Annotated in this window: 21 protein-coding genes; 7 read left to right on the top strand and 14 right to left on the bottom strand. The window is 63.2% G+C overall.

Annotated features, from left to right (window positions below; translation table 11 throughout):
- Positions 1-628, bottom strand: a 628-nt coding sequence (locus QMA15_RS15610; RefSeq protein ID WP_290285275.1) for an aminotransferase class III-fold pyridoxal phosphate-dependent enzyme, incomplete at its 3' end; no start/stop codon positions are given.
- A 132-nt stretch (positions 629-760) separates the two neighbouring features.
- On the opposite strand from QMA15_RS15610, the gene QMA15_RS15615 reads away from it, so the two are divergent.
- Positions 761-1,078, top strand: a complete 318-nt coding sequence (locus QMA15_RS15615; protein ID WP_020907542.1) for a DUF2322 family protein — start codon at positions 761-763, stop codon at positions 1,076-1,078.
- Here QMA15_RS15615 and QMA15_RS15620 read toward each other — a convergent pair.
- Complete coding sequence (locus QMA15_RS15620; protein WP_290285278.1) at positions 1,049-1,726, bottom strand: Pr6Pr family membrane protein; 678 nt, start codon at positions 1,724-1,726, stop codon at positions 1,049-1,051. The two genes, QMA15_RS15615 and QMA15_RS15620, sit on opposite strands and share 30 nt — an antisense overlap.
- A 53-nt stretch (positions 1,727-1,779) precedes the next feature.
- On the opposite strand from QMA15_RS15620, the gene hrpA reads away from it, so the two are divergent.
- Positions 1,780-5,685, top strand: coding sequence for an ATP-dependent RNA helicase HrpA (gene hrpA / locus QMA15_RS15625; protein WP_290285280.1), 3,906 nt, complete (start codon positions 1,780-1,782; stop codon positions 5,683-5,685).
- A gap of 286 nt (positions 5,686-5,971) precedes the next feature.
- Here hrpA and nrdR read toward each other — a convergent pair whose 3' ends face one another.
- Both nrdR and QMA15_RS15635 read right to left on the bottom strand, forming a co-directional pair.
- The gene (nrdR, locus tag QMA15_RS15630) at positions 5,972-6,469 is read right to left on the bottom strand and encodes a transcriptional regulator NrdR (protein WP_020907539.1); all 498 of its coding nucleotides are present in this window, start codon (positions 6,467-6,469) and stop codon (positions 5,972-5,974) included.
- Between the two features lie 195 nt (positions 6,470-6,664).
- Entirely contained in the window at positions 6,665-7,390 is a 726-nt protein-coding gene (locus tag QMA15_RS15635; RefSeq protein ID WP_021344074.1) for a LysM peptidoglycan-binding domain-containing protein, read from the bottom strand.
- A 241-nt stretch (positions 7,391-7,631) separates the two neighbouring features.
- Here QMA15_RS15635 and lexA point away from each other — a divergent pair, with 241 nt between their 5' ends.
- Positions 7,632-8,360, top strand: coding sequence for a transcriptional repressor LexA (gene lexA, locus QMA15_RS15640; RefSeq protein WP_020723648.1), 729 nt, complete (start codon positions 7,632-7,634; stop codon positions 8,358-8,360).
- Positions 8,361-8,452: 92 nt separating this feature from the next.
- Here the strand turns inward: lexA and QMA15_RS15645 are convergent, their stop codons facing one another.
- The 3 genes from QMA15_RS15645 to QMA15_RS15655 form a co-directional block, all read right to left on the bottom strand.
- The gene (locus tag QMA15_RS15645; protein WP_019748214.1) at positions 8,453-9,595 is read right to left on the bottom strand and encodes an acyl-CoA dehydrogenase family protein; all 1,143 of its coding nucleotides are present in this window, start codon (positions 9,593-9,595) and stop codon (positions 8,453-8,455) included.
- A gap of 185 nt (positions 9,596-9,780) precedes the next feature.
- Entirely contained in the window at positions 9,781-11,061 is a 1,281-nt protein-coding gene (locus tag QMA15_RS15650) for a solute carrier family 23 protein (protein ID WP_020907537.1), read from the bottom strand.
- Positions 11,062-11,136: 75 nt separating this feature from the next.
- Positions 11,137-12,810, bottom strand: a complete 1,674-nt coding sequence (locus tag QMA15_RS15655) for a putative PEP-binding protein (protein WP_019748212.1) — start codon at positions 12,808-12,810, stop codon at positions 11,137-11,139.
- A gap of 191 nt (positions 12,811-13,001) precedes the next feature.
- Here QMA15_RS15655 and QMA15_RS15660 point away from each other — a divergent pair, with 191 nt between their 5' ends.
- The 4 genes from QMA15_RS15660 to QMA15_RS15675 all read left to right on the top strand — a co-directional run bounded on the left by QMA15_RS15660 (position 13,002) and on the right by QMA15_RS15675 (position 17,198).
- Positions 13,002-13,769 carry a DeoR/GlpR family DNA-binding transcription regulator gene (locus QMA15_RS15660; protein WP_020907535.1) on the top strand — a complete coding sequence of 256 codons (768 nt, stop codon included), beginning with the start codon at positions 13,002-13,004 and terminating at the stop codon, positions 13,767-13,769.
- Positions 13,766-14,761, top strand: coding sequence for a 1-phosphofructokinase family hexose kinase (locus QMA15_RS15665; RefSeq protein WP_021344070.1), 996 nt, complete (start codon positions 13,766-13,768; stop codon positions 14,759-14,761). Before QMA15_RS15660 ends, QMA15_RS15665 begins: the two co-directional genes overlap by 4 nt.
- Before the next feature lie 18 nt (positions 14,762-14,779).
- Complete coding sequence (locus QMA15_RS15670) at positions 14,780-16,843, top strand: fructose-specific PTS transporter subunit EIIC (protein WP_021344069.1); 2,064 nt, start codon at positions 14,780-14,782, stop codon at positions 16,841-16,843.
- Between the two features lie 97 nt (positions 16,844-16,940).
- Positions 16,941-17,198 carry an HPr family phosphocarrier protein gene (locus tag QMA15_RS15675; protein ID WP_003942144.1) on the top strand — a complete coding sequence of 86 codons (258 nt, stop codon included), beginning with the start codon at positions 16,941-16,943 and terminating at the stop codon, positions 17,196-17,198.
- A 39-nt stretch (positions 17,199-17,237) separates the two neighbouring features.
- Here the strand turns inward: QMA15_RS15675 and QMA15_RS15680 are convergent, their stop codons facing one another.
- From QMA15_RS15680 to QMA15_RS15710, 7 genes are all read right to left on the bottom strand, one after another.
- The gene (locus tag QMA15_RS15680; protein WP_258955545.1) at positions 17,238-18,563 is read right to left on the bottom strand and encodes an alpha/beta hydrolase-fold protein; all 1,326 of its coding nucleotides are present in this window, start codon (positions 18,561-18,563) and stop codon (positions 17,238-17,240) included.
- A 55-nt stretch (positions 18,564-18,618) separates the two neighbouring features.
- Positions 18,619-19,626, bottom strand: a complete 1,008-nt coding sequence (locus QMA15_RS15685) for a hypothetical protein (protein WP_020907531.1) — start codon at positions 19,624-19,626, stop codon at positions 18,619-18,621.
- Positions 19,619-21,094 carry a GTPase HflX gene (gene hflX, locus QMA15_RS15690; protein ID WP_003942213.1) on the bottom strand — a complete coding sequence of 492 codons (1,476 nt, stop codon included), beginning with the start codon at positions 21,092-21,094 and terminating at the stop codon, positions 19,619-19,621. The genes QMA15_RS15685 and hflX overlap by 8 nt, the downstream gene beginning before the upstream one ends.
- A gap of 75 nt (positions 21,095-21,169) precedes the next feature.
- Positions 21,170-22,039, bottom strand: a complete 870-nt coding sequence (dapF, locus tag QMA15_RS15695; RefSeq protein WP_031331591.1) for a diaminopimelate epimerase — start codon at positions 22,037-22,039, stop codon at positions 21,170-21,172.
- A gap of 32 nt (positions 22,040-22,071) precedes the next feature.
- A complete protein-coding gene (locus QMA15_RS15700) occupies positions 22,072-22,743 on the bottom strand; it encodes a class F sortase (RefSeq protein ID WP_020907529.1) in 672 nt (223 codons plus the stop codon).
- 84 nt (positions 22,744-22,827) lie between these two features.
- The gene (gene miaA, locus QMA15_RS15705; protein WP_060938481.1) at positions 22,828-23,763 is read right to left on the bottom strand and encodes a tRNA (adenosine(37)-N6)-dimethylallyltransferase MiaA; all 936 of its coding nucleotides are present in this window, start codon (positions 23,761-23,763) and stop codon (positions 22,828-22,830) included.
- Positions 23,751-24,509 (bottom strand): class III extradiol dioxygenase subunit B-like domain-containing protein, encoded by a 759-nt coding sequence (locus QMA15_RS15710; RefSeq protein ID WP_020907527.1) that lies wholly within the window; start codon positions 24,507-24,509, stop codon positions 23,751-23,753. The genes miaA and QMA15_RS15710 overlap by 13 nt, the downstream gene beginning before the upstream one ends.
- Between the last annotated feature and the right edge of the window lie 42 nt (positions 24,510-24,551).

The following is a 24,551-nucleotide window of genomic DNA, read 5'->3' on the forward strand; positions in this document are numbered from 1 at the left end:
CCTCCGGCGGAAGATACACCCCACCGGCACCGATGATCGGCTCCGCGAAGAACGCCGCGATCTTGTTCGCACCGATCCTCTCGATCAACTCGAGCAGACTCTTCGCATCATCCCAACCGACCGTCGCCGCATCCGCCATCAGCTCGCCGTAACCCTCACGGTTCACCGGAATACCCGCCAGAGCTGTTCCCGCAACATGCATTCCGTGGTACGCCTTCTGACGACCGACGATGATCGCCTTCTCCGGCTGCCCCACCTCGTGCCAGTACCGGCGAGCGAGCTTCGCCGCAGTGTCCACCGAATCCGAACCACCCGAAGTGAAGAAGATCTTGCTCCCGGCAACCGGCGCGATCGTCGCCAACCGCTCCGCCAACACCTGCGTGGTCTCGGGAACAAAATCACCGAAATTCGAGAAATGAGCGATCTTCGACAACTGAGCCGCCACCGCATCCGCGATCTCCGTGCGCCCGTGCCCGACATTGGTGAACCACAGGCCCGCCGTCGCATCCAGATACCGAGTGCCCTCGGAATCCCAGATGTACGCGCCCTCACCGCGAGAGACGACAAACGCGCCGTTCTTCTCCACAGCGCCCATGTCCGCGAACCCGTGCCACAATGCCGAAGCCATCATTGTCCCCTTCGAATACAAACGATGCTGGTGTGCAAACGATGTGCTGCGACTATATCGACACCGGGAATCGGCGGACGACGGCGCTCGCCGGGCACCGGCATTTCCGGGTACACACGTAATCTGTCGACCATGACTTTTGCCGACAATCTCGCCGCACTGCCCACCATCGATCATCTGGCCGCCATCGAGGTACTCGACGCCGACGGAACCGTCATCGACACCGTCGAGAACAAGCCCGGAAAGTCCGGCTCGGTCAAGGTGTACAACCATCTCGCTCAGGTCTACGGCGCGCTCACACCCGAAGCCGCCTCGGCAGGACTGACGATCTTTGCCGAACACACCGAGGACGCGCGGGCCAACCCCGGTAAGCACCCGAACGTGGACCGCCTCGAGCAGGTGCTCGCCTCCGGCAATCCACTAGGACTTCGCAGCGTTCCGTCCGCGTAGCCCGGCTCGCAGCCGTCCGACGGCATTGACCGCCAACGCCATCAGGGCCATCGCGATGCCCAGTACGACAAATCCGATGAACAGGGCCACATAGCCCTGGTGGCGAGGATCCATGAACGGATACGGATACCAGTCGACGATCGGCCCTCGAATCAACGTGTACACCGCGTAGATCACTGGAAACAGCAGCCACTGCAGCGAGCGGATTTCGGAGATCCTGTGCCTCGAAGCGAAGAACACCCAGTCGAGGAGCATCACCAGCGGAAGAATGCGGTGGAGCGCCGAGTTGATCCACGCGTCGTTCAAATTGACGTCGATGTTCGCCAGTAGAACGGCGTAGATGATTCCGGTGATCACCATGTAGAGCGTCACCGCACCGCGAACCGACTGCCATGTCCGAGACTGCGGATCCCGAAGGGCGCCGACCAGCAATACGATCACCGCAAGGATGTTGCTCTCGATGGTGAAGTAGCTCAGATAGTTCGACAACGAGAATCCGTCGGCGTTTCGAATCGGAATCCACAGCAGCGCCGTGAGTCCGTAAATCGCGAACAACAAGCGAAGTACTCGCACGGCAACAGGCGTCGACGCGACCGGTGTAACTGCCTCATTTGCGGTATTTGTCGTCACTGGTCGATATTTGCACATCAAAACGATCTGCGAGCGGTAGTTGTGAACGCGTTCGATAGGCTGTCATCAGCATGTCTACAACACCACCGGCCCCACTCTCCCCCAAGCGGAGTGACCTGAAGAGCGCGCTGGCGCAGGTCTCACTCCGCGACGAGAGTCGACTCCGTCGCAAACTCGACCGTGCCCGCACACCAGACGCTTTGGTGGCGCTGGCCGAGGAAATTGAAACGGCGCGCGCACGGTTGGCGGCACGCTCCGCCAATGTTCCCGCAGTCTCGTATCCGGAAGCTCTGCCCGTCAGTCAGCGCAAGGACGACATCGCGACCGCGATCTCGGAGAATCAGGTTGTCATCGTCGCCGGCGAGACCGGCTCGGGTAAGACAACTCAGATCCCGAAGATCTGTCTCGAACTCGGACGTGGCGTCCGCGGCCTGATCGGACATACACAGCCTCGCCGACTGGCAGCACGCACCGTTGCCGAACGTATCGCCGAAGAACTCGACACCGAACTCGGCGACGCCGTCGGATACACCGTGCGGTTCACCGACCAGGTCTCGGACCGCACCTACGTCAAGCTCATGACCGACGGCATTCTCCTCGCCGAAATTCAGCGCGACCGTATGCTCCGACGCTACGACACGCTGATCATCGACGAAGCGCACGAACGTAGCCTCAACATCGACTTCATCCTCGGTTACCTGGCTCAGCTGCTCCCCCGCCGACCCGATCTCAAGGTCATCATCACGTCGGCGACCATCGATCCCGAACGCTTCGCCAAGCACTTCGCTGTCGACGGTAAGCCTGCGCCGATCGTCGAGGTATCCGGTCGAACATTCCCCGTCGAAATGCGTTACCGGCCACTGACCGTCGAGTCCGGCGACATCACCTTCGACCGCGATCCCGTCGACGCGGTCTGCGAGGCGGTCGACGAGCTGAGCGCGGAGGGCGAAGGCGACATCTTGGTCTTCCTCTCCGGCGAACGCGAAATTCGCGACACCGCAGACGCTTTACACGATCGGCGTCTTCGCAACACCGAAATCGTCCCGCTGTACGCGCGGCTGTCTGCTGCCGAGCAACACAAAGTGTTCTCGCCGCACACCGGCCGACGCGTCGTCCTTGCCACCAACGTGGCCGAGACCTCGTTGACCGTTCCCGGCATTCGGTACGTCGTCGATCCGGGAACCGCACGCATTTCGCGATATTCGGTGCGCACCAAGGTTCAGCGGTTGCCGATCGAGCCCATTTCGCAGGCGTCAGCTCGTCAGCGTTCCGGGCGTTGCGGCCGCGTCGCCGAAGGAATCTGCATCCGCCTGTATTCCGAGGAGGACTTCGAGTCACGGCCGGCGTTCACCGAGCCGGAAATCCTGCGGACCAATCTCGCATCCGTCATCTTGCAGATGACGGCCCTCGGTCTGGGCGACATCGCTGCCTTCCCCTTCGTCGAACCGCCGGACCAGCGCGCCGTCAAGGACGGAATCGGACTGCTCGAAGAACTCGGCGCCATCGCGCGAGGTTCCGAGGCAAGCCACCCCGAACTGACGCCGGTCGGCCGCGAGCTGGCCCAGATTCCGGTGGATCCGCGGATGGCACGAATGCTGGTGGAAGCCAAGAACAACGGTTGCCTTCACGAAACCCTTGTCATCGTCGCGGCGTTGTCCATCCAGGACGTTCGCGAGCGGCCCGCCGAGTTCCAGCAGGCCGCCGACGAAAAGCACGCCAGGTTCAATGTCGAGAACTCCGACTTCCTGGCATACCTGAAACTGTGGGACTACTTACGGGAACAACGTAACGACCTGTCCTCCAACCAGTTTCGCAAGATGTGCCGGAACGAGTTCCTGCACTGGCTCCGCATCCGCGAATGGCAGGATCTGCACGGGCAACTCCGGCAGATCACCCGCGGCCTCGGCTGGACCGTGGGTGAGACACCCGCAAGCGAGAACGCGATCCATCAGTCACTCCTCGCCGGTTTGCTCTCACACATCGGGCTACGCGAGGGCGAGAAGCGGGACTACCTGGGCGCCAGGGGCAGCCACTTCGCGATCTTCCCCGGATCAGGACTGTTCAAGAAGCCACCACGCTGGGTCATGGCCGCCGAACTCGTGGAAACGTCGAGGCTGTGGGCGCGCATGTCAGCGCGCATCGAACCTGAGTGGGCTGAAAAACTCGCCCCACACCTGGTGAAACGGACCTATTCCGAACCGCACTGGTCCTCCAAGCGCGGTTCGGCGATGGCATACGAGCGGGTCACTCTCTACGGAGTTCCCCTGGTGACGGGCCGCGCAGTGACGTACTCACGAATCGATCCCGAGGCCTCTCGCGATCTCTTCATCCGCCATGCGCTCGTGCAGGGCGAATGGCAGACGAACCACAAGTTCTTCCACGAGAACCGTGCACTGCTCGACAACGTCGAGGAACTCGAGAACCGCGCGCGCCGCCGCGACATCCTCGTCGACGACGAAACTCTCTACGAGTTCTACGACGAACGTATCGGCCAGGAAGCCGTATCCGCCAAGCATTTCGACCAGTGGTGGAAGACCGAGCGACGCAAGAATCCGAGTCTGCTGACTTTCACGCCGGAAACGGTGGTCAACTCCGACGCGGCTGCAGTACTGGGCGGCGAGTACCCGGACGCCTGGCGCCAGGGCGACATGCAGTTTCCGCTCACTTACCAATTCGAGCCCGGAAAGGACGACGACGGCGTCAGCGCGCACATCCCGGTCGGCCTGCTCGCGCAACTTCAGCCGGTCGGCTTCGACTGGTTGGTCCCCGGTATGCGCGTCGATCTGGTTACTTCTCTGATCAAGACGTTGCCCAAGAACATCCGACGCGCTGTCGTGCCCGCACCCGACTACGCCGCCGCAGCATTGGCAGCAGTCAAACCTCGATCCGAGCCGTTGATGACCGCAATGGCCCGCGAACTCTCGCACTTGGGCGGGATCCAGATCGACGCCAAGGACTTCGATCCCGCCGCGCTGCCCGACCATCTTCGGATGACATTTGTCGTCGAGGACGAATCGGGCAAGGTTCTCGCGAAGGGTAAGGATCTGGCGCAGCTACGACGCACGCTCGCCCCGCGCGTACAGAAGGAAGTGGCCAAGGCGGCAACCGGTACCGAACGGGCAGCGGCAACCGTCTGGACATCCGAAACGCTCGGCGCGCTGGAACCGACCATCACTCGCTCCATCGGCGGACAGCAGGTAACCGGCTACCCAGCACTGGTGCCGGAAAACGGCGGAGTTGCCGTTCGTGTCCTGAGTACGCCGGCTGCGCAGGCGCAGGCGATGCGGGAAGGCACTCGGGCGCTTCTTCTCGCGGCCGTTCCCACCCAACTCAAGGCCGTGACCGCCGGCTTGTCGAACACTCAGCGTCTGGCTCTCGGCCAGAATCCGGACGGCGGCTTGGAGGCCCTCGTCGAAGATTGCCGGGTGGCAGCTGCCAACGAAGTGATAGCTGCCCACGGCGGACCGGTACGCACGCCTGAGGCGTTCGACGCCCTGGTGAAGATCGCACGCTCCGAACTGGCCGGACGCGTCTCCGCGATCCTGCGCATGATTGTTCCGATCCTCGAACAAGCACACCAACTGAGCGTCGTTCTGGACCGCTCCCGCGGCGAAGCAGCAGACGACGTCCGAGAACAGTTGACCTCACTGCTGTTTCCGGGATTTGTCGCCGAATTGGGCTCGGCCCGCCTACGCGATTTGCCGCGGTATCTTGCCGCAGCAAAATTCCGTCTCGAAGCTCTACCCGCAAGTGCACAACGAGATCAGCAGGCGATGGACGTCCTCGACCGGGTGTACGCAGCGTACGACCGGTTGTTGAGTTCACTTCCCGAAGAGCGTCGCACTGCTCGAGATGTCGACTCGATCAGCTGGATGATCGAAGAACTGCGCGTGAGCCTGTTTGCGCAGTCCCTCGGTACACCCACACCGATTTCCGAAAAGCGAGTCCTGAAAGCTATCGAAGCGATCAAGCGTTGACGTTCGGCGAGAATTGCGCGATCAGTAGATTGTCTGAATGTTGACGTTGGTGAGGAAACCACCAAAGGTGGCAACAGTGTTGGCGAACCCGAGGGTTACCAGGCTGTTCACGACTCCGAGAACTGCAACTAAGTTCATAACGCCTCCGTGAAGATCCGAGATGCGGACGAACGTACTTGGTCGACACTAAGCGAATAACTTGCCCGATTTGTTCGATTGTTCGCTTTGTGTTCTCAGCGTTACCTACGGCCGCTTTGTGCTCTCAGCGTTATCTAAGGCAAAGGCCTCAGTCGACGGATACGGTCTCGGCGCCGGAAGCCTTGTCGGCAGCACGGGTCTCGGCATGTTCGCGCATGTCGGTGATCTCACGTTCGAAATCCGCGGCAGAACTGAAGGACTTGTACACCGATGCGAATCGCAGGTATGCAACCTCGTCGAGATTTCGAAGCGGATCGAGAATCGCGAGCCCTACCTCGTTGCTGGGAATTTCGGCAGAACCCGAAGCACGTACGGCATCTTCGACCTGTTGGGCCAGCAAATTCAGCGAATCGTTGTCCACTTGGCGGCCCTGGCATGCGCGACGCACTCCTTTGACCACCTTTTCTCGGCTGAACGGCTCCGTCACGCCGCTGCGCTTCACAACCGAGAGAACTGCCGTCTCAACCGTGGTGAATCGGCGGCCACACTCGGGGCACGAACGGCGCCGCCTGATCGCCTGGCCCTCGTCGGCCTCGCGCGAATCGACCACTCGGGAATCAGGGTGCCGGCAGAACGGGCAATGCATCGGGGTTCCTTCGTTGTCGCCGAAATGGCCGCAACTCAGATTCACTACCGACTGCAAATCCTCCGACGATTTACAGAGCAGATCCACGTACTCAACGCGACCACCCGAGGTGGTGGGACTGTCAAGTGGACAGCTTACTCGCTGTGAACCGACTGCTCTCACGCTCGGTACGCCCCCGCCTGGCACGGGGTACGGTCAGCGGCCCGAGGCCGGCACGATCAGCGTTTGCCCAACGGACAGTCCGGAACTCGACATCGCATTGAGATCCATGATCTGCTCGATCACCGAGCCGACAGCCTGGCCAGGCGCAACCTTGGCAGCAATATCACTGAGGGATTCACCCGCAGCAACACGAACCACTTCGGTCGCACCGTTTGTCGCAGCGACATCACCACTCGACAAAGCGCCGATCCCCACCAACGCCAACACTGCCAGTGCAGTGAATACGGCGCCAAGGAACACTGTCTTCCAACTGACGTCCTCGGCAGCCACTTCATGTTCGACCCGTGAGACACCGACTCTGTTTCGGTGCGCGAAACTTCCTCCATACGGGCGTGACGAATCGTGCTCGCCGTCCCACCGGCGAGGAGATTCACGCAATGAACGCGAACCTGAAACCGCGCCAACCGCCGGAACACGACGAACGACGGCCGCCTGCGGTTCGTTGTCGACATACCTGGCCACGCCCCGCATTTCGGCCGTGCCGCGCCGTTCGAACGACACACCGTCAGCGTCGGATCCACCATCGGGCCCATAGAACGAGGGGTGGTACTTCAACGCCGACGTGCCGTCGAAACCAATCGCGTCATCACCAATCGCGTCGTCGAAAACCCTGTTGCTTCTCAGTGCTGCGTTACCCATCGTGACCTCCGCTGGTCGACACCGATCGATGTGTTCGATCATGCGTTCGATGGAACGCATGTTCGAATTTCTACCACGCCTGGCCGACAATGTCTCTACTTCAAGCGACACGAATCGAACAGATGTTTGAAACCGCGAGCAAATCCGGCTAGATTCGTGTCAGACCACACAGCGGGAATTGCGAAAGCCTCCGTGTTTGTCGACAGCTCGAATGTTGGCAGGAGGCACCGACAGGTTTCTGCGCGATTTGCACCAGGCACTTTCTCAGACACGACTTCTTCAGACACGGAGGCAACAGGCCATGAAGGACGATCGCTCCAGCACAGCCGCGGAGGCAGGAGCTTCTGCAGTTCCGTCTCCGTCGAGCGAGACGCTCACCGAGCGTCAGCGGCGCGTTCTCGAAGTCATCCGCGATTCGGTGACGGAGCGCGGGTATCCGCCGAGCATTCGCGAGATCGGTGATGCGGTGGGGCTCACCTCCACGTCGTCGGTCGCACATCAACTGCGAACGTTGGAGCGCAAGGGCTTCCTTCGACGCGATCCCAATCGCCCTCGCGCAGTCGATGTTCGAGGTCTCGACGAGGTTGCGGCCGATACCGCCATCGCGTCGGTGTCAAAGCATTCCGGCGAGTACAACAGTGCCGACCCGCTACCGGAGCCGGCGTTCGTCCCCATCCTGGGTCGCATCGCTGCCGGCGGACCGATCCTTGCCGAGGAAGCGGTAGAGGACGTGTTCCCACTCCCCCGCGAACTCGTCGGCCAGGGTTCGCTCTTCATGCTCAAGGTTGTCGGCGAGTCGATGATCGATGCAGCGATCTGCGATGGCGACTGGGTTGTCGTCCGTCAGCAGAACGTCGCGGAGAACGGTGACATCGTGGCCGCCATGATCGACGGCGAAGCCACCGTGAAGACGTTCAAGCGTACGAAGAAGGAGGTGTGGCTGATGCCGCACAACGAACTCTTCGAGCCGATTCCCGGCAACAACGCCGTCATCCTGGGCAAGGTTGTCACCGTCATGCGGAAGATCTGAGTTCGCTCGCACCCTCGATCACAAGACTCTGGGCCCCGGCATCAGCCGGGGCCCAGAGTCTTTTCGTGACGATCAGCGGTCCATCACCCGAATCAGAGATTCAGCGAACGTCCGATGATCTCCTTCATGATCTCGGTTGTGCCACCGTAGATGGTCTGCACACGAGAGTCCATGTACGCCTTTGCAACCGGGTATTCCTTCATGTAGCCGTAGCCTCCGTGCAGCTGGAGGCAGCGGTCGATGAGCTTGACCTGGGCTTCGGTGGTCCACCACTTCGCCATCGCAGCTTCCTGCACGGTCAGCTTCTCGGCATTGAGCTGCTCGATGAACTTGTCCACCAGGATGCGCACTGCCGTGGTCTCCGTTGCCAATTCGGCCAGTACGAATCGGGTGTTCTGGAAGCTGCCGATCGACTTGCCGAATGCCTTGCGGTCGCGGCAGTACTGGATCGTGCTCTCGAGAACCGATTCCATTGCGGCAGCGGCAACGACGGCGATCGAGAGTCGTTCCTGGGGAAGGTTCTTCATCAAGTAGAAGAAGCCCATTCCCTCTTCGCCCAGCAGGTTGGCAGCGGGAACGCGTACGTCGGTGAAGCTGAGTTCGGCGGTGTCCTGAGCCTTCATGCCGATCTTGTCGAGGTTGCGTCCACGCTCGAAGCCAGGCATGTCCCGCTCGACCACGAGAAGGCTGAAGCCCTGAGCACCCTTGTCCGGGTCGGTGCACGCGACAACGATGATGATGTCGGCGTTGATTCCGTTGGTGATGAAGGTCTTCGAACCGTTGAGGACCCAGTGATCCCCGTCGCGAACCGCTTTCGTCTTGATGCCCTGCAAGTCGCTACCGGTACCCGGTTCGGTCATCGCGATCGCCGAGATCAGCTCACCCGACGCGAATCCGGGTAGCCAACGCTGCTTCTGCTCCTCGTTGCTCAACTCCAGGAGGTACGGTGCCACCACGTCGTTGTGCAGCGTGAAGCCGATACCGCTGAACCCACCCTTGGTGGTTTCCTCGGTGATGATCGCGTTGTAGCGGAAATCCTTGACACCGCCGCCGCCGAATTCCTCAGGGACCGCAGTTCCCAGGAAGCCCTGCTTTCCGGCCTCGACCCAGACGTCACGATCGACGATGTTCTGCTCTTCCCACTTCTCGTGGTTCGGTGCCACGTGCTGTGCCAAGAACTTCTGGTACGACTCCCGGAAGAGTTCATGTTCCGGTTCGAACAGGGTGCGCTCCACGCCGACTCCTTGCAATTCGATATATGGCACTTCAGTGATGTACCCGCTGGGGACGTACCCGCTGGGGTGTATTCGCTGAGACTGGGCACGCCGAAGTGCGCGGGCCCACGTCACTGCCTCCGACGGTAGAACCTGTTGCGATACCCGTCGATGACCCGAACGATCACGATTCGTGACTGTAGCGGTTATCTGTTACTCGAAGTACGGAATTTGGCGAGATATCGCATGATCGGGTACGCGACGAGGATGCCGATCGATCCCCAGGCGATGCCGCCCAACTCGACCGAACCGATGGTCAGCGTCAAGTTCCCGATGCCGGCGACCAACGCCGCCGCGGCGACCGTGAGGTTGACCGGATCGGTGAAGTCGACCTTCGCTTCCATCCAGATGCGCACACCGAGAATGCCGATGAGGCCGTAGAGAACCATCGTTGCGCCGCCGATGACGCCGTTCGGAACCGTGAAGACCAGTGCGCCGAATTTGGGCGAAAATGCCAGGATCACAGCGGTAGCGGCGGCTACCCAGTACGCGGCGGTCGAGTACACACGCGTCGCTGCCATGACACCGATGTTCTCGGCATACGTGGTGGTTCCGGATCCGCCACCGGCGCCCGCCAAGGTAGTGGCGAGACCGTCGGCAAACAGTGCATTGCCGGCCAGATCGTCGAGGGACTTACCAGTCATGGCGGACACCGCTTTGACATGTCCGACGTTTTCGGCGACCAGAACGATGACCACGGGGAGCGCGAGCACGATCACCGACCAGTCGAACGACGGTCCGTGCAGACTCGGCAGCCCGAACCAGTCCGCTTCGCGCAGAGCGGACACTCGTTCACTGTCGAGTCCGCCGATGACCGCGGCGAAGACCCAGCCGATCACGACGCCTACCAGAATGCCCAGCCGGCCGAGCAGCCCGGGACCGACGACCGTGACCAGCAGGATCGAAACGAGCGTCACCGTGGCGATCAGCGGCTGCGATTCGAAGGAGCCGACCGCCGTCGGAGCGAGGTTGAGACCGATCAGCGCGACGACAGCTCCCGTCACCACCGGCGGCATGACGGCGTCGATGACCCGGCTGCCGATCAGACGTACGGCTACGCCGATCAACATCAACACGATGCCGACGGCCATGACGGCACCGAGTTGCGCGGCCGGGCCCGATCCTGCCGACGCTGTCAGCGGGGCGATGAACGCGAAGGACGAACCGAGATAACTGGGGATCCGGCCCCGGGTGATGAGCAGGAACAGCGCGGTGCCGATACCCGAGAACAGCAGCGTCGTCGTGACGGGGAAGCCGGTGATGGTCGGAACGAGCAGTGTCGCTCCGAACATCGCGATGACGTGTTGCATCCCGATTCCGATGGTGCGCGGCCAACTCAGTCGTTCGTCCGGCGCCACGACGGCTCCGTCGGCGATCCGCTTGCCGTCTCCGTGGACAGTCCAGCCGATTCCGCCGGCCCCGGTCATTGTTTCTCGTTCGATCACAGGTCGAAATACTAGAGGTCAGGCGCTCGGTCTCCGACCGAGACCAACGAAACCAGTTCAGCTGATTGCGTCGGCCGCCGCTTTGCGCGCTGCCACCGGATCACCGGTTGCCAGCACCGCCGCCGCAGCCGCCTCACATTGCGCCATGGTGACTGACCCGACCTTCGCTCCCACACCCGCGACCGACGCCGCAGCACAGGAGAGCGAGGAAACTCCGAGTCCGGCCAGAACACACGCCAACAGTGGATCGGCGGCCGCCTCACCGCAGACGCCGACGCGCTTGCCTGCCGCCTGACCTGCCTGGGCCGTACGTGCGACAAGGGCGAGCACCGCGGGCTGCCATGGATCGGTCAGGTCGGCGAGTTCGGAGGACATCCGATCAGCGGCCATCGTGTACTGAGCGAGGTCGTTGGTACCGATCGAGAGGAATTCGACGTGTTCGAGAATCTGGTCGGCCAACAGCGCCGCCGCCGGGATCTCCACCATCACACCGGGAACAAGATCGCGTGCCCGCACCGCATCGGCAAAACGTTTCGCCTCGGCCGGGGTGGCGATCATCGGTGCCATGACCCACGGGGACGAGTTAGTCGACGCCGCGGCTGCCGCGATCGCGTCGAGCTGGCGGTCGAGAATTCCCATGTCCTGCCAGGCGATTCGGACCCCACGAACGCCGAGTGCCGGATTCGCTTCCTCTTGATGGTTGGCGAATTTGAGCGGCTTGTCCGAACCCGCGTCCAACGTGCGAATGATGACCTTCTTTCCTGCGAAGGCCTCGAGAACCTCGGCGTAGATCGCCGCCTGCTCGTCTACGGTCGGTTCGGTCTCACGGCCGAGGAAGCAGAGTTCGGTCCGGAAGAGCCCGATGCCCCCCGCAGCAGTCGACGCCGCGGCGCGAGCGCCCGCGCCGTCTTGAACGTTGGCGAGAACGTCTACCGGCCGGCCGTCCGCCGTCTGGCCCGGTCCGGTCCAGGTGCTGACGCGTTCGCGATCGATCCGGGATTGTTCGACCAGTTCACGCGCGTGCCCGGGATCCGGCTCCGCGATCACGTCGCCGGTTGTTCCGTCGATCAGAATCGGTATTCCTGCCGAGATGGATTCCAATTCCTTCGCGGCGACGATGCACGGGATGCCCAACTGCCTCGCGATGATTGCCGTATGGCTGGTCGGGCCGCCGTAAATGGTCACGAGTCCGATGATCTTGGATGCATCGAGGCCCGCGGTGTCTGCAGGAGCCAGATCGTCCGCGCACAGCACCGACGGTGTCTCGGGCATCGGAACTCCAGGTTCGGGTAATCCGGAGAGTTCGGCGATCACGCGATCGCGGATGTCCTCGAGGTCGGTGACGCGCTCGGCCATCAAACCGCCGACCTTGGTGAACAGCACCACGAACTGCTCCGTCGCCGCGATCGCAGCCTGCACCGGGGGCACTCCGCCGGCGATCGACTTCTTGGCCGCCCCGATCCAGCCACGATCAGCTGCCATCGCCGCGTTGGCCTGCAAAACCTCTGCGGCCGCGCCGGTAGCTTCGGCGGCCCGTCCGAGAAGGCGGTTCTCGACAGCCTTCGCCGCTGCGACGAAGGCGTCCACGGCGGCTTCTCGATCGGCCTCGTCGAGTGCCGGCGCATCGGTGACGAGTTCTGGTCGGCTGGACGGCCAGATCGCCGGGCCGTAGGCGATTCCAGGCACCACGGGGGTGCCGTGCACGGTGATTCGGTTGAGCTGTTCGGTCATCTGTCCTCCTTGAGCGATGGGCCCGGTGTCTCACCGGATCACCTCGAGCGCGTAAAGCCCTCACCTTCGTTGTGACGAAGATTACTCCCAAGTCTTGACATGTCAACACACTCGGGCGTAAAACAACATAAAGCAACATTCACTGTGATCCACAACGCACCGTCGGATCACACTTCGGAATCGGAGAGCACGTGTACGCGGAAGAACGCCAACAAGCGATCGGCACCATGGTGTCGCAGCGCGGACGCATGTCCGTGGCGGCTCTGTCGGAGACCTTCGGTGTGACCACCGAGACCGTGCGTCGCGATCTGGCCTTCCTCGAGCGGATCGGACAGATCAGGCGTGTACACGGCGGCGCCGTTCCCACCGGATCCCTCCACGTCACCGAACCGGGCATGGCGGAACGCGATCAGACCCGCGCGCAACAGAAGGACCGGATCGCCCGCTGCGCGGTCACCTACCTCCCTCCCACCGGCGGCAGCGTGATCTTCGACGCGGGCACGACCACGGGCCGCATGATCCCCGAACTGCCGACCGAGAACGACTTCACAGCCGTCACCAATTCCGTCCCGATCGGCGCACGCCTGGCATCGATGAACTCGATTTCCCTGATACTGCTCGGCGGTCGAGTACGCGGGGTGACTCAAGCCGTGGTCGGCGAGGACGCCCTACGCCTGCTGAGCACGTTGCGAGTCGACGTCGCCTTCATCGGAACGAACGCGATCAGCGTCGGGCACGGACTCTCCACTCCGGACAGCGAAGAGGCCGCCGTCAAACGAGCAATGGTCAAAGCCGCCAATCACGTTGTGGTGGTGGCCGATTCCACCAAAGTCGGCCGCGAGCACTTGATCAGCTTCGCCCCGCTCGACAGCATCGACGTCCTCATCACCGACGAAGAGATCAGTCCCTCAGACACATCCGAGTTCCACGACCACGGAATCGAGGTGGTGATCGCATGATCGTCACACTGACAGCCAACCCGAGTATCGATCGGACCGTGCAACTCGAGCAACGGCTCGAACGAGGCTCCGTCCTACGTGCCCACTCCACTCGCAGCGACCCCGGCGGCAAGGGGGTCAACGTCGCGCGTGTTCTCGCCGCAGCCGACCTCGACGTGCTCGCGGTTCTACCGGGAAACGGTGGTGACCCTCTGCTCTCGGCGCTGGCAGCCGGTGGGATTCCCCACATCGGTGTCGCCACAACGGGTCTGGCTCGCACCAACATCACCATTGCGGAACCGGACGGGACAACGACGAAGATCAACGAACCCGGCGCAACGCTGTCCGGTTCGACGCTCGACGCCCTGGCACAGGAGTTGATTGTTCGCGCCGATACCGCACTGTGGTTCGCGCTGTCCGGCTCACTGCCCCCCGGCGTTCCGCTCGGGTGGTACGGCGAACTCGTCGCGGCACTGCGCGATCACCCGTGCAAGGTGGCGGTCGACACCTCGGACGCCCCGCTGACGGCACTCGCCGAAGCGTTCCCCGACTCGGCACCCGACCTGCTCAAACCCAACGGCGAGGAACTCGCACAACTGACCGGCGTCGACGGCCACGTCCTCGAACGTGCTGCCGAGAACGGTGATCCCGGGCCTGCGATCACGGCGGCGCAGCGATTGGTCGACCGCGGCGTCGGCAGTGTGCTCGCCACGCTCGGCGCAGCAGGTGCTGTCCTCGTCACCGCCGACGGCGCGTGGATCGCCACCGCTCCCCCGATTGTCGCAGTCAGTACCGTCGGCGCAGGCGATTCGTCGCTGGCCGGCTACATCCTCGCCGAAGCGGGAGGCGGCTCGGAATCCGAGCGGTTACGTCACGCGGTCGCCTACGGAAGCGCCGCTGCCTCCCTTCCCGGCACAACTCTTCCCACGCCCGAACAGATCGATCTGGCAGCGGTTTCGGTATCTGCAGCCGATGCCTCCTCTCCCATCCCCGTCCCCACCGAACTCGCCTGACGCCCTAAGGAACCTGACATGTCCGATACCAACGCAGCCGGCGGTTCCGGCCCCGAGATCATCAGTCCCGAACTGATCTCACTCGACACCGACCTGGGTACGACCAAGGAAGATGTCATTCGTTCTCTCGCAGCGCGATTGACTGCAGCGGGACGGGCGAGCGACGCCGCGGGGCTGGTCGCTGCCGCACTCGCTCGCGAAGCGCAGTCCGCGACCGGACTGCCGGGCGGAATCGCCATTCCCCACTGCCGCGCCGAGGCCGTCTCGTCCGCGTCCCTGGGATTTGCTCGACTGGATCCGAAGGTCGATTTCGGGGCACCCGACGGCCCCGCCGATCTGGTGTTCCTGATCGCGGCACCCGAAGGCGCCGGAGCCGAGCACATGAAGCTGCTCTCGTCCTTGGCCCGAGCGCTCGTCCGACCCGCGTTTGTCACGTCGCTTCGTGAGGCGTCGACGCCGGACGAGATCGTGCGACTGGTCGACGAGGTACTCAATCCCGCGCCGAAGGATGCTCCAGCAAAGGCTGCGGCAGCCACACCCACTCCTCCTGTTTCCACTGGGAAACACTCCACCGAGGAGGCCCCAACGCCCGCGGAGCGTCACATCGTCGCGGTCACCGCGTGCCCGACCGGAATCGCTCATACCTACATGGCTGCGGACTCACTCGTCGCCGCGGGTGAACGCGCCGGGGTCAAGGTTCACGTCGAAACGCAGGGCTCGAGCGGAAGCACCCCCCTTGACCCTTCGGTCATCGCCGGAGCCGCCGCGGTCATCTTCGCCACCGACGTCGGAGTGAAGGGCCGCGAACGGTTCGCCGGCAAACCCGTTGTCGCTTCCGGTGTGAAGCGGGCGATCAACGAGCCGGACAAGATGCTTGCAGAAGCGTTGCGCGCCTCCGAGAATCCCGCCGCCGCCACCGTGGACGGCACCGCCGCCGCGGCCGCGGATTCCGATGCCGGTTCCGTAGGGTTCGGCACCCACCTCCGTCAGGTCCTCCTGACCGGTGTCAGCTACATGATCCCGTTCGTCGCGGCCGGCGGTCTGCTGATCGCACTCGGCTTCCTGCTCGGCGGATACGAGATCTCCGGTCCTGCCAAGGACATCGTTCTCAACAACTCGATCACCAACCTTCCCGACGGTGGTCTGGCCACCTATCTCGGCGCAGTGCTGTTCCAGATCGGTTCGTTGGCATTCAGCTTCCTGGTGCCCGCGTTGGCCGGCTACATCGCCTTCGCTATCGCCGACCGGCCTGGCATCGCTCCCGGCTTCACAGCCGGCGCGGTCGCCGTGTTTGTCGGTGCCGGATTCATCGGCGGCCTGGTCGGTGGTCTCATCGCCGGCGTCGTCGCGCTCTACATCGGCCGGATCGCCGTCCCGCAGTGGCTGCGGGGCCTGATGCCGGTGGTGATCATTCCGCTGTTCGCGACGCTGGTTGTCGGAGCACTGATGTTCATCGTCCTCGGTCGTCCGCTCGCTGCGATCACCTCCGGTCTCACCGACTGGCTCAACGGACTGTCCGGCAGCTCGGCCATCTTCCTCGGCATCATTCTCGGCCTGATGATGTGCTTCGACCTCGGCGGACCGGTCAACAAGGCGGCTTACGCCTTCGCTGTAGCCGGACTCAACGTCAACGACCCGGCCACTTTGCGCATCATGGCGGCAGTCATGGCTGCCGGTATGGTTCCGCCACTGGCCATGGCACTTGCCTCGACGGTGCTGCGTCCCAAGCTCTTCAGCGAAGCTGAACGTGAGAACGGAAAGGCTGCCTGGTTGCTGGGTTCGGCATTCATCTCCGAGGGCGCGATTCCGTTCGCCGCTGCCGACCCGCTTCGCGTGATCCCCTCGATGATGGCGGGCGGCGCCGTCACCGGTGCGCTGATCATGGCTTTCGACGTCACTCTCAGCGCCCCGCACGGCGGGATCTTCGTCTTCTTCGCAGTCGGCGGAATCGGCTGGTTCCTGGTCTCGCTCGCCGCGGGAACCGTGGTAGCTGCGCTCGCCGTCGTCGGAGCCAAGGAGTTCTTCCGCAAGGGGCCGTCCGATGCCGAACTCGACCCCGAAATCGTGCCCGCTGCGGCATGATCGACAGCAAGCAACGCTGCAGTCACCACTGTTGTCACCAAATCCGCCCAAAGACCCCACAACGTCCGCACCGATAGATTCACAACGAGGAGATCCCATGCCCAGCAAGACAGTTGCCGTCGGTTCCGCAGTCGGCCTCCACGCCCGCCCCGCCGCTCTCATCGCCGAAGCAGTCGGAGCCTCCGGCGCCACGGTCACCCTCGCAGTCGCCGACGGCGAACCGGTGGATGCAGGTTCGGCCCTGATGATCATGACGCTCGGAGCCGCCAAGGACACCGAAGTCACCATCGAGTCCGACGACGCCGACGCACTCGCCAAGGTCGCCGAACTGGTAGCCGCTGATCTCGACGCCTGACCTGATGTCAGTCGGTGCTGTGTAGCGGGCCGGACACTCTCACGGAGTCAGTGCGAGTGTCCGGCCCAGCCAGTCCATTTCGAGTTCCAGAGCAGTGCCCCACACATCACCCGAGTGCCCACCGGGAAGGGTGTAGTAGTCCACGTTCATGTCGGCGGCGCGCGCAGCCTCGAACATGATCTCCTGCTGAGGGCGGTAGATGTCGTCGTCTTCACCCGCGACGAATACACCAGACAACTGCGGATACCGATTCTGCGCCATCAGGTCTCGGGCGTTGACCGCGTCGAAAGCGTCTTCGTCGCCGTTGAACATCGCAGCCACAGTGTCCTCGTGGTCACCGGTCGACGGTTCGTCCTGGCCGGAGAAGTCCAGGAACGACGGGTATCGGTCCGGGAAGTTCACGGCCATTTCGATCGCGCATGTCCCGCCGTACGAAAACCCACCGATAGCCCATTGCGCAGCGTCCGGATTCACTTGAAGGTTCGATTCGATCCAGTTCGGGACGTCCTGGTCCAGATACGTCGCGACGTTGCCGAGCGCAGAATCCATGCAGCCGGGGTTGGCGTCGTAGTCCCCCAACGCGTCGGGCACCACCACCACGGGAGCAAGCCCGGAATGCCTCGATGCATAGGCGTCGACGGTGGTCGCGAGCCGGCCACTGTCCAGCCAGTCACTGGGGCTGCCGGGCTCACCCGCCACCAACACCAGGACGGGCAACTCCGCACGTGGATCGGCAAGATAGGCAGGCGGGAGATACAACGTCGCCGGCCTCGCGTCGAAACCCGAGATGTTTCCCGGAATCGACGCTTCCGTCACGACGCCGTTGCTCGGCATCCGCACCGGAACCTCCCAATGAGTTTCGGTGGGAAGTCCCCGCTGTAGCCGAGGTTCGGCCCCGGGGAGTGAATCGAAAGCAACGTGCTCGACCGAGCCGACCGGCCAGTGCCCGACCAGTGATCCGAGCGTGGGGTAAGTGCCGGTCTGGGCATTGACCTGACCCACCGCGACGATCGCGGCCAGACCGGCCAACACCGTCACGGAAAGGCCGCGGGCCAGTCCTGGACGCCGAAGGAGAACAAGCGCCGCGCCGATGACTCCGAATATCGCCAACGCTATCCACACAAAACTCGACAGGGGTAGCTGCGCGGGCAACGGTCGATAACTGAGCCACACGAACATCGCGCCGCCGGCGGACCCGACCACTGACAAGCCCAGTGCGACAAGCACGGCCCGACGCGGCAACCAACGAAGCAAAAGCAGCGTGCCGACGCCGACGAGGACGGAACCAACGAGCAGCGCTGCGGTGATGTTTCCGTGCTCGAGTGACATACGCGAGAGCCGCGTCAGGAGTTGATGCCCGTGCATTCGTTCCAGTATCCACATCTACCGGCAGTCTGCGAATTCGTGGAACTGGCGGGAATCAGCGGCGTCGTCGAGATCTCACGAACGCCACACCTCCGAGCGCGCATCCTGCCGCGACCAATCCGGCCCACACGAATGTCCATGGATCGACCCCGACGCCGACCGAATCGCCAGAAGAGACTGCCGTCGATTCGGTCGCTTCCACGAGCGCGCGCATCACGTGAACCGGCGGCAAAGCTCCGCCGGCAGATTCCGATCCGATCAGAACATCGCCCGCGTCGTTGAACGCCACAGCCTCGCCCTGAGGCTCCGTCGGGAGCGGGATCCGCAACGGTTCGGTATCGGTGAGCGTCGCGCCGATTCCGCCGTCCACGACCTCGTACAGGTACAGATCGGAGTAACTCCGAAGCGCGATCGCCGAACCGTCCGACGACACCGCTCCCCCGGTGAACATCACCGACACGGGCTTCTCCGGTCCGAGAGATACGGCTCCGACGCGCTCGAGCGGCGTCGGGCCGGGTTGCGCCAAGTCACTCAGTTTCTGATCCCCGACGGGTGTGTAGACACTGCTGGAGCCGAACAATTCCTTGGTCACGACAAACACATGGCCGTCAGGGTCGAGCAGAATCGATTCGGTGTCGTGCGCGCCGTCCGGGTACGTGAGGCGGTGCAACGTACCGTCACCGGAATCGAGGTCCATCGTGATGAACGCCACCGTGTCGCGGGTTCGGAGGTTGTCGCCGGTATCCGACAGAACGAGCGTCCGACCACTCACCGCAAGATCTTCGACGTCGTATGGATCGATCGGAACCGGAATCTGTTTCTGGACAACACAGTTCAGGTCCATTTCGAATACGAAGTCGTCACTGCCACCGTCACCCATCGCGTAGATCCGATCGTCGACGACGACCATCCCCGACAACTCCTGGAGCGCAGGATCGGTAGGTGTACAGAGTGGGGCGAACTCGCTCGGCTCGAACGACGACGCCTGTGCGAGCGCTCCGGGAAGCAGTGCGGTTGCCGTAGTCGCAGCAAGCACCGCGACCACGACCCCGAAACTACGCACTAGGTGCGTACTCCACCAATGCCGAGGCCAACATCTGTGGCACGCGTGCGTGCACCCGCGTTCCCGCCTCTTCGTGAGTCGATTCCAAAATCGTTCCGTCCGAGTGGATTCGAGCCATCAGATCACCGCGCGTGTACGGCACCAGCACGTCGACCTCGACCTCCGGCCGAACCAGCACCTCGCTGAGATGTGCTCGTAGTTCAGCGATTCCTTCACCGGTCCGCGCCGAGACGAACACGGCACCAGGCAGCAGACCACGTAGTTGCGTCAAGGTAACCGGATCTGCCGCGTCGATCTTGTTGACCACGATCAACTCCGGCGGAGCCTTCGAATCCGTCTCGCGCAGAACATCGGTGACGACTTCCCGCACAGCCTTGATCTGTTCTGTCGGCAACGGATCCGAACCGTCGACGACGTGCAGAAGCAGATCCGCGTCGGTCACTTCCTCGAGAGTCGAGCGGAATGCCTCGACCAACTGAGTCGGAAGGTGTCGCACGAAGCCGACCGTGTCGGTGAGTACGTACTCGCGGCCGTCGTCGAGTGCGGCGCGGCGAGTTGTCGGGTCCAAGGTGGCGAACAACGCGTTCTCCACGAGCACACCGGATCCGGTGAGCGAATTGAGCAGACTCGATTTGCCCGCGTTGGTGTATCCGACGATGGCGATCGACGGGATGTCACTCTGCAGTCGACGGGTCCGCTTGGTGTCGCGAGCGGCCTTCATGCCCTTGATCTCGCGGCGCAGTTTTGCCATGCGCTCACGAATACGGCGACGGTCCGTCTCGATTTTCGTCTCACCGGGACCACGCAGGCCCACACCGCCGTTACTGCCGGCACGGCCACCGGCCTGGCGCGACATCGACTCGCCCCAACCACGCAGACGCGGGAGCATGTATTCCATCTGAGCGAAAGCCACCTGGGCTTTACCCTCACGAGACGTGGCGTGCTGAGCAAAGATGTCGAGAATCAGAGCCGTCCGGTCGATGACCTTGACCTTGACGATCTTCTCCAGCGCCGTGAGCTGCGCCGGCGTCAGCTCACCGTCGCAGACGACGGTGTCGGCGCCGGTCGCCAGGACTACTTCGCGCAGTTCCTGAGCCTTGCCGGAACCGATGTAGGTGGCAGCGTCGGGTTTGTCGCGGCGCTGAACCAGTCCTTCGAGGACCTCGGAGCCGGCCGTCTCGGCCAGTGCGGCCAGCTCGGTCATGCTCGCCTCGGCCTGCTCGGCAGTTCCCTGCGTCCAGACGCCGACCAGGACAACTCTTTCGAGTCGAAGCTGGCGGTACTCGACTTCGGTGACGTCCTCGAGCTCGGTCGACAGACCGGCCACGCGGCGCAGGGCGCCGCGATCTGCGAGTTGCATCTCACCGGTCGACGGGTTGCCCGATGCGGACGCTGCCGTGTATTCGGCTTGCGCGTACTCGGACTGCTCGTGAGCGGTGGACTCTTCGTTTTCATGTGTGTTCGTCATACATGATCCATGGTCCCACGAAACCTGGCCACGGTGCATCCGTATTTCCTGCAGGCGTATTTCCCGCGGGCGATATCACACGAGCGATTGCCACCAGGCATCGCTGATCGTCCCGTTCGCCACCAGAACCGAGGGCCCCCGCAACGACCCTTCGCCGCCTTCGACGGTGACCTGCACTTCGCCGCCGAGCACGCGCACCAGCACCGAGCCTTCGTCGCGGCCGTCGAACTTCAGCGCCGCGGCCGCAGCTGCGACCGTTCCGGTTCCGCAGGAACGAGTCTCGCCTACGCCACGCTCGTGTACGCGCATGTGAACCCCACCGTCGTGGATCGGCGTCACGATCTCGATGTTGACCCCGTGCGGGAAGAACCCCGGATCGAAGCCCGGAGAAACACTCAAATCGAGCGCACTCAAAACTTCTGCCGTCACGTGCTCGTCGACACACGCCAAATGCGGATTGCCGACGTCGATGCCGACGCCGGCGAAGACGCGGCCGTCGATTGTTGCCGAACTGGTGCCGAGGTCCTTGATCGGGCCCATCGCCACGGTCACGTCACCATGTGTGGCGTCGTAGCCGTGCACCACGACCGGACGCGCTCCGGCACGACTGCCGACCACGAACTCGTCCTTGCTCTCCAAGCCCGAGGCCTTGAGATAGTGGGCGAATACGCGAACTCCGTTTCCGCACATCTCCGCGATGGAGCCGTCGCTGTTGCGGTAGTCCATGAACCAGTCTTCGGCAGCGACGCCGTCGGGCAGCGCACCGAGCACGCCCGCGTCCGCAAGTGCGCCTGCCCGGGCGACACGAAGGATGCCGTCGGCGCCGAGGCCACGCTGACGATCACACAACGCTGAAACTCGCGCCGGCTCGAGATCGACCCGAACGTCGAGGTCAGGGAGAACAACGAAGTCGTTCTGCGTGCCGTGGCCCTTACTGAAATCCATGGTCGCCATCCTATCCGGACCTACCGACCGACTCACGCAGGTGACGCGGTGACCACGACGTTCTGTTCGTACGTGAATCCGGACGGCAACGAGGGGTCGGGCACGGTTGCGCCGCCGCAGGTCACGAGGACCAGCCTGGGCGCACCCGTTTCGGAAAAGAACTCGGCCGGCAAAGCCACCTTTTCGTACAGCTTCAGGCTCGCTGCGTGATAGGTGAACATCGTTCCGGTGTCGTCGCTCACGTAGATCGGTGTTCCGGGCTTCATCTGGTGCAGCGCCCACAAGGCGCCGTGCGTGCGATCACCGTCGTCGACGTGGCCGGCAACAAGATTGGTGCCCTCCGAAGATCCGAACTGCACGCCGTTGGTGAAATGCGAAACCTTGTCAGGATGCGGAAGGATCATTCCGCGGTTGGCGCCGAACCCACTGGTCACGATGTCGGCTCGCACATCCAGATCGGGAATCGCAAGCGTGTTCGGCGGCAGATCCGTTGGCGCAGGCGCCCAACTCGCCCCTGGATCGGTTGGAGCTCCCACGTCGAAGGGTGCTTCGGGAACAGGTGCGCTGATGGGCTTCCCGGCCGCACTCACCGCAAAATAGACGAGCACCCCGCCGACCGCGAGAAATGTGACGAGCAGTAGGAGAAGCGGCAGCCGACCCGCGCGTCGGCCTCTCGGTCGCGCGTGTGTCCCGGTCTGCGCCATGTTCGTTGTCCTCCAGTCCGTCGATCGCGAAACGAATGGATCGCGAAAGAGCTAACTGTGAGATAGCTGATCGGCACGATCGTGTTACAGGCCGCGATCTGCAAGGGCAGCGAAGGCCGAGCGAGCCAGCTCCGGATCGGCACCGTCGAGCCAGTGCACGCGTGCGTCACGACGGAACCATGATCGTTGGCGGCGAACGTAGCGCCGCGTCCCGATGAACGTCCGTTCGAGTGCTTCGGCCAAATCGTATTCACCGTCGAAATGTGCGAGCACCTGTGCGTAGCCGATGGCTCGCGGCGCTGTGACGCCCTCACGCAATCCTTGCTCGACGAGTACGGCGACTTCGTCGACAAGTCCGCCTGAAAACATCAGCTCGGTTCGCAACCGAATCCGGGCGTCGAGTTCTTCCGTATCCCGATCCACGCCGAGAATGCGGGTTCCCCAACGAGGGTCACCGATCTGCGGAGCTGAGGCCGCGAACGGCAGACCTGTCAGCTCGACGACCTCGAGCGCCCGAACCATCCGCCGGCCGTCCGTCGGCAGTATCGACGCCGCCGCTACCGGATCAGCAGCAACAAGCGCCGTATGCACCGCACCGACCCCACCGTCGGCCAGCACTGCCTCCCACTTCGCGCGAACTTCGGGATCCGTTGCCGGAAAGGACCATTCGTCGAGTAGGGACTGGACGTACATCATGGATCCGCCGACGATCACCGGAACCTTGCCCTCCGCGATCAGATTCTCGGCGATCGCGATCGCGTCGCTTTGATAACGCGCGACGGTGGCGGTCTCCTTCACGTCGAGAACGTCGAGCAGGTGATGCGGAATCCCGCGACGCTCGGCCGGCGTCAGTTTGGCGGTCCCGATATCCATGCCGCGATAGAGCTGCATCGCGTCGATGTTGATGATCTCACCGCCGAATTCTTCGGCCAGTGCCAACGCGAGATCGGACTTTCCCGACGCGGTCGGACCGACAACTGCGATCGGGCGAAGTTCTTCAGGGACGTTCACGGCCGCCACGTCCCGACGTGGTAAGCGACGCCGAACGGCGCGTCGCTGTAGTCGACCACCGAACGTGTCGTGGTTGACCGAGACGAGTCCATGAAGACACCGGCCAGGACCTGCCACGCCGCACGCCCCTGGGCTCCGACACTCCGGCAGAGCTGCGGATCGAGAGCAAGAAGCGCCTCCGGGTCACCGGCGGTCAGGGCATCGTCGATGGCTGATTGCACGCCAGCGGCGCGCTCGTCGAAGCTTCCGGGCGCCTTTGCCGTCAGCGTGGACGCACCGTCAGCCACGATCAGAAGCCCTTGCGGTCGGTTGTCGCTGTCGAGTTGCTTGCGCAGCTGCTGCCCGAATTCACGACATTCATTCACCGACGCCTTTGCACTGACGACGTGCATGTCGACGGTGATCTCCACGTCCGCTCGGGCACGCAGCCAGCCGGCAACAAGGGCGCACAGTTCGAGAGATGGCAGCGGTTCACCTGCCGCATCCGCGTCCAGGGACGTCCGGACATCGGCGCCGAATCCCGCGAAAGTACCGATCTGCCCACGTCCGACGCCCGATCGCCAGAGTTCGCCTGCATTCTCGGGTTCTGCATTCTCGGGGCCGACACCGACGCCCACCCAGTGAACCGCCTCGTGAGAGAGCCGGCGCACGGCGGCCGTCGCCGCGGCGCGCACCTGAGCAGACTCGGCCGAATCACCGGACAATTCCGGCACGAGTAACGGCGCCGAGGGGACGAGAACAGCGGAAGTCAACACAGTTGCCACGCTAGTCGACCCCGAGGTGGCGACCTCACACCC

It is taken from the genome of Rhodococcus sp. APC 3903 (assembly GCF_030407755.1).
GTDB classification, from domain to species: domain Bacteria; phylum Actinomycetota; class Actinomycetes; order Mycobacteriales; family Mycobacteriaceae; genus Rhodococcus_F; species Rhodococcus_F erythropolis.

Bases quoted from the DNA above. Each gene is read 5' to 3' on its own strand.
- QMA15_RS15615 (WP_020907542.1), top strand. From the start codon at position 761: ATGACTTTTGCCGACAATCTCGCCGCACTGCCCACCATCGATCATCTG.
- QMA15_RS15620 (WP_290285278.1), bottom strand. From the start codon at position 1,726: ATGTGCAAATATCGACCAGTGACGACAAATACCGCAAATGAGGCAGTT.
- hrpA (WP_290285280.1), top strand. From the start codon at position 1,780: ATGTCTACAACACCACCGGCCCCACTCTCCCCCAAGCGGAGTGACCTG.
- nrdR (WP_020907539.1), bottom strand. From the start codon at position 6,469: ATGCATTGCCCGTTCTGCCGGCACCCTGATTCCCGAGTGGTCGATTCG.
- QMA15_RS15635 (WP_021344074.1), bottom strand. From the start codon at position 7,390: ATGCGTTCCATCGAACGCATGATCGAACACATCGATCGGTGTCGACCA.
- lexA (WP_020723648.1), top strand. From the start codon at position 7,632: ATGAAGGACGATCGCTCCAGCACAGCCGCGGAGGCAGGAGCTTCTGCA.
- QMA15_RS15650 (WP_020907537.1), bottom strand. From the start codon at position 11,061: ATGACCGGGGCCGGCGGAATCGGCTGGACTGTCCACGGAGACGGCAAG.
- QMA15_RS15655 (WP_019748212.1), bottom strand. From the start codon at position 12,810: ATGACCGAACAGCTCAACCGAATCACCGTGCACGGCACCCCCGTGGTG.
- QMA15_RS15665 (WP_021344070.1), top strand. From the start codon at position 13,766: ATGATCGTCACACTGACAGCCAACCCGAGTATCGATCGGACCGTGCAA.
- QMA15_RS15670 (WP_021344069.1), top strand. From the start codon at position 14,780: ATGTCCGATACCAACGCAGCCGGCGGTTCCGGCCCCGAGATCATCAGT.
- QMA15_RS15675 (WP_003942144.1), top strand. From the start codon at position 16,941: ATGCCCAGCAAGACAGTTGCCGTCGGTTCCGCAGTCGGCCTCCACGCC.
- QMA15_RS15680 (WP_258955545.1), bottom strand. From the start codon at position 18,563: ATGCACGGGCATCAACTCCTGACGCGGCTCTCGCGTATGTCACTCGAG.
- hflX (WP_003942213.1), bottom strand. From the start codon at position 21,094: ATGACGAACACACATGAAAACGAAGAGTCCACCGCTCACGAGCAGTCC.
- dapF (WP_031331591.1), bottom strand. From the start codon at position 22,039: ATGGATTTCAGTAAGGGCCACGGCACGCAGAACGACTTCGTTGTTCTC.
- QMA15_RS15700 (WP_020907529.1), bottom strand. From the start codon at position 22,743: ATGGCGCAGACCGGGACACACGCGCGACCGAGAGGCCGACGCGCGGGT.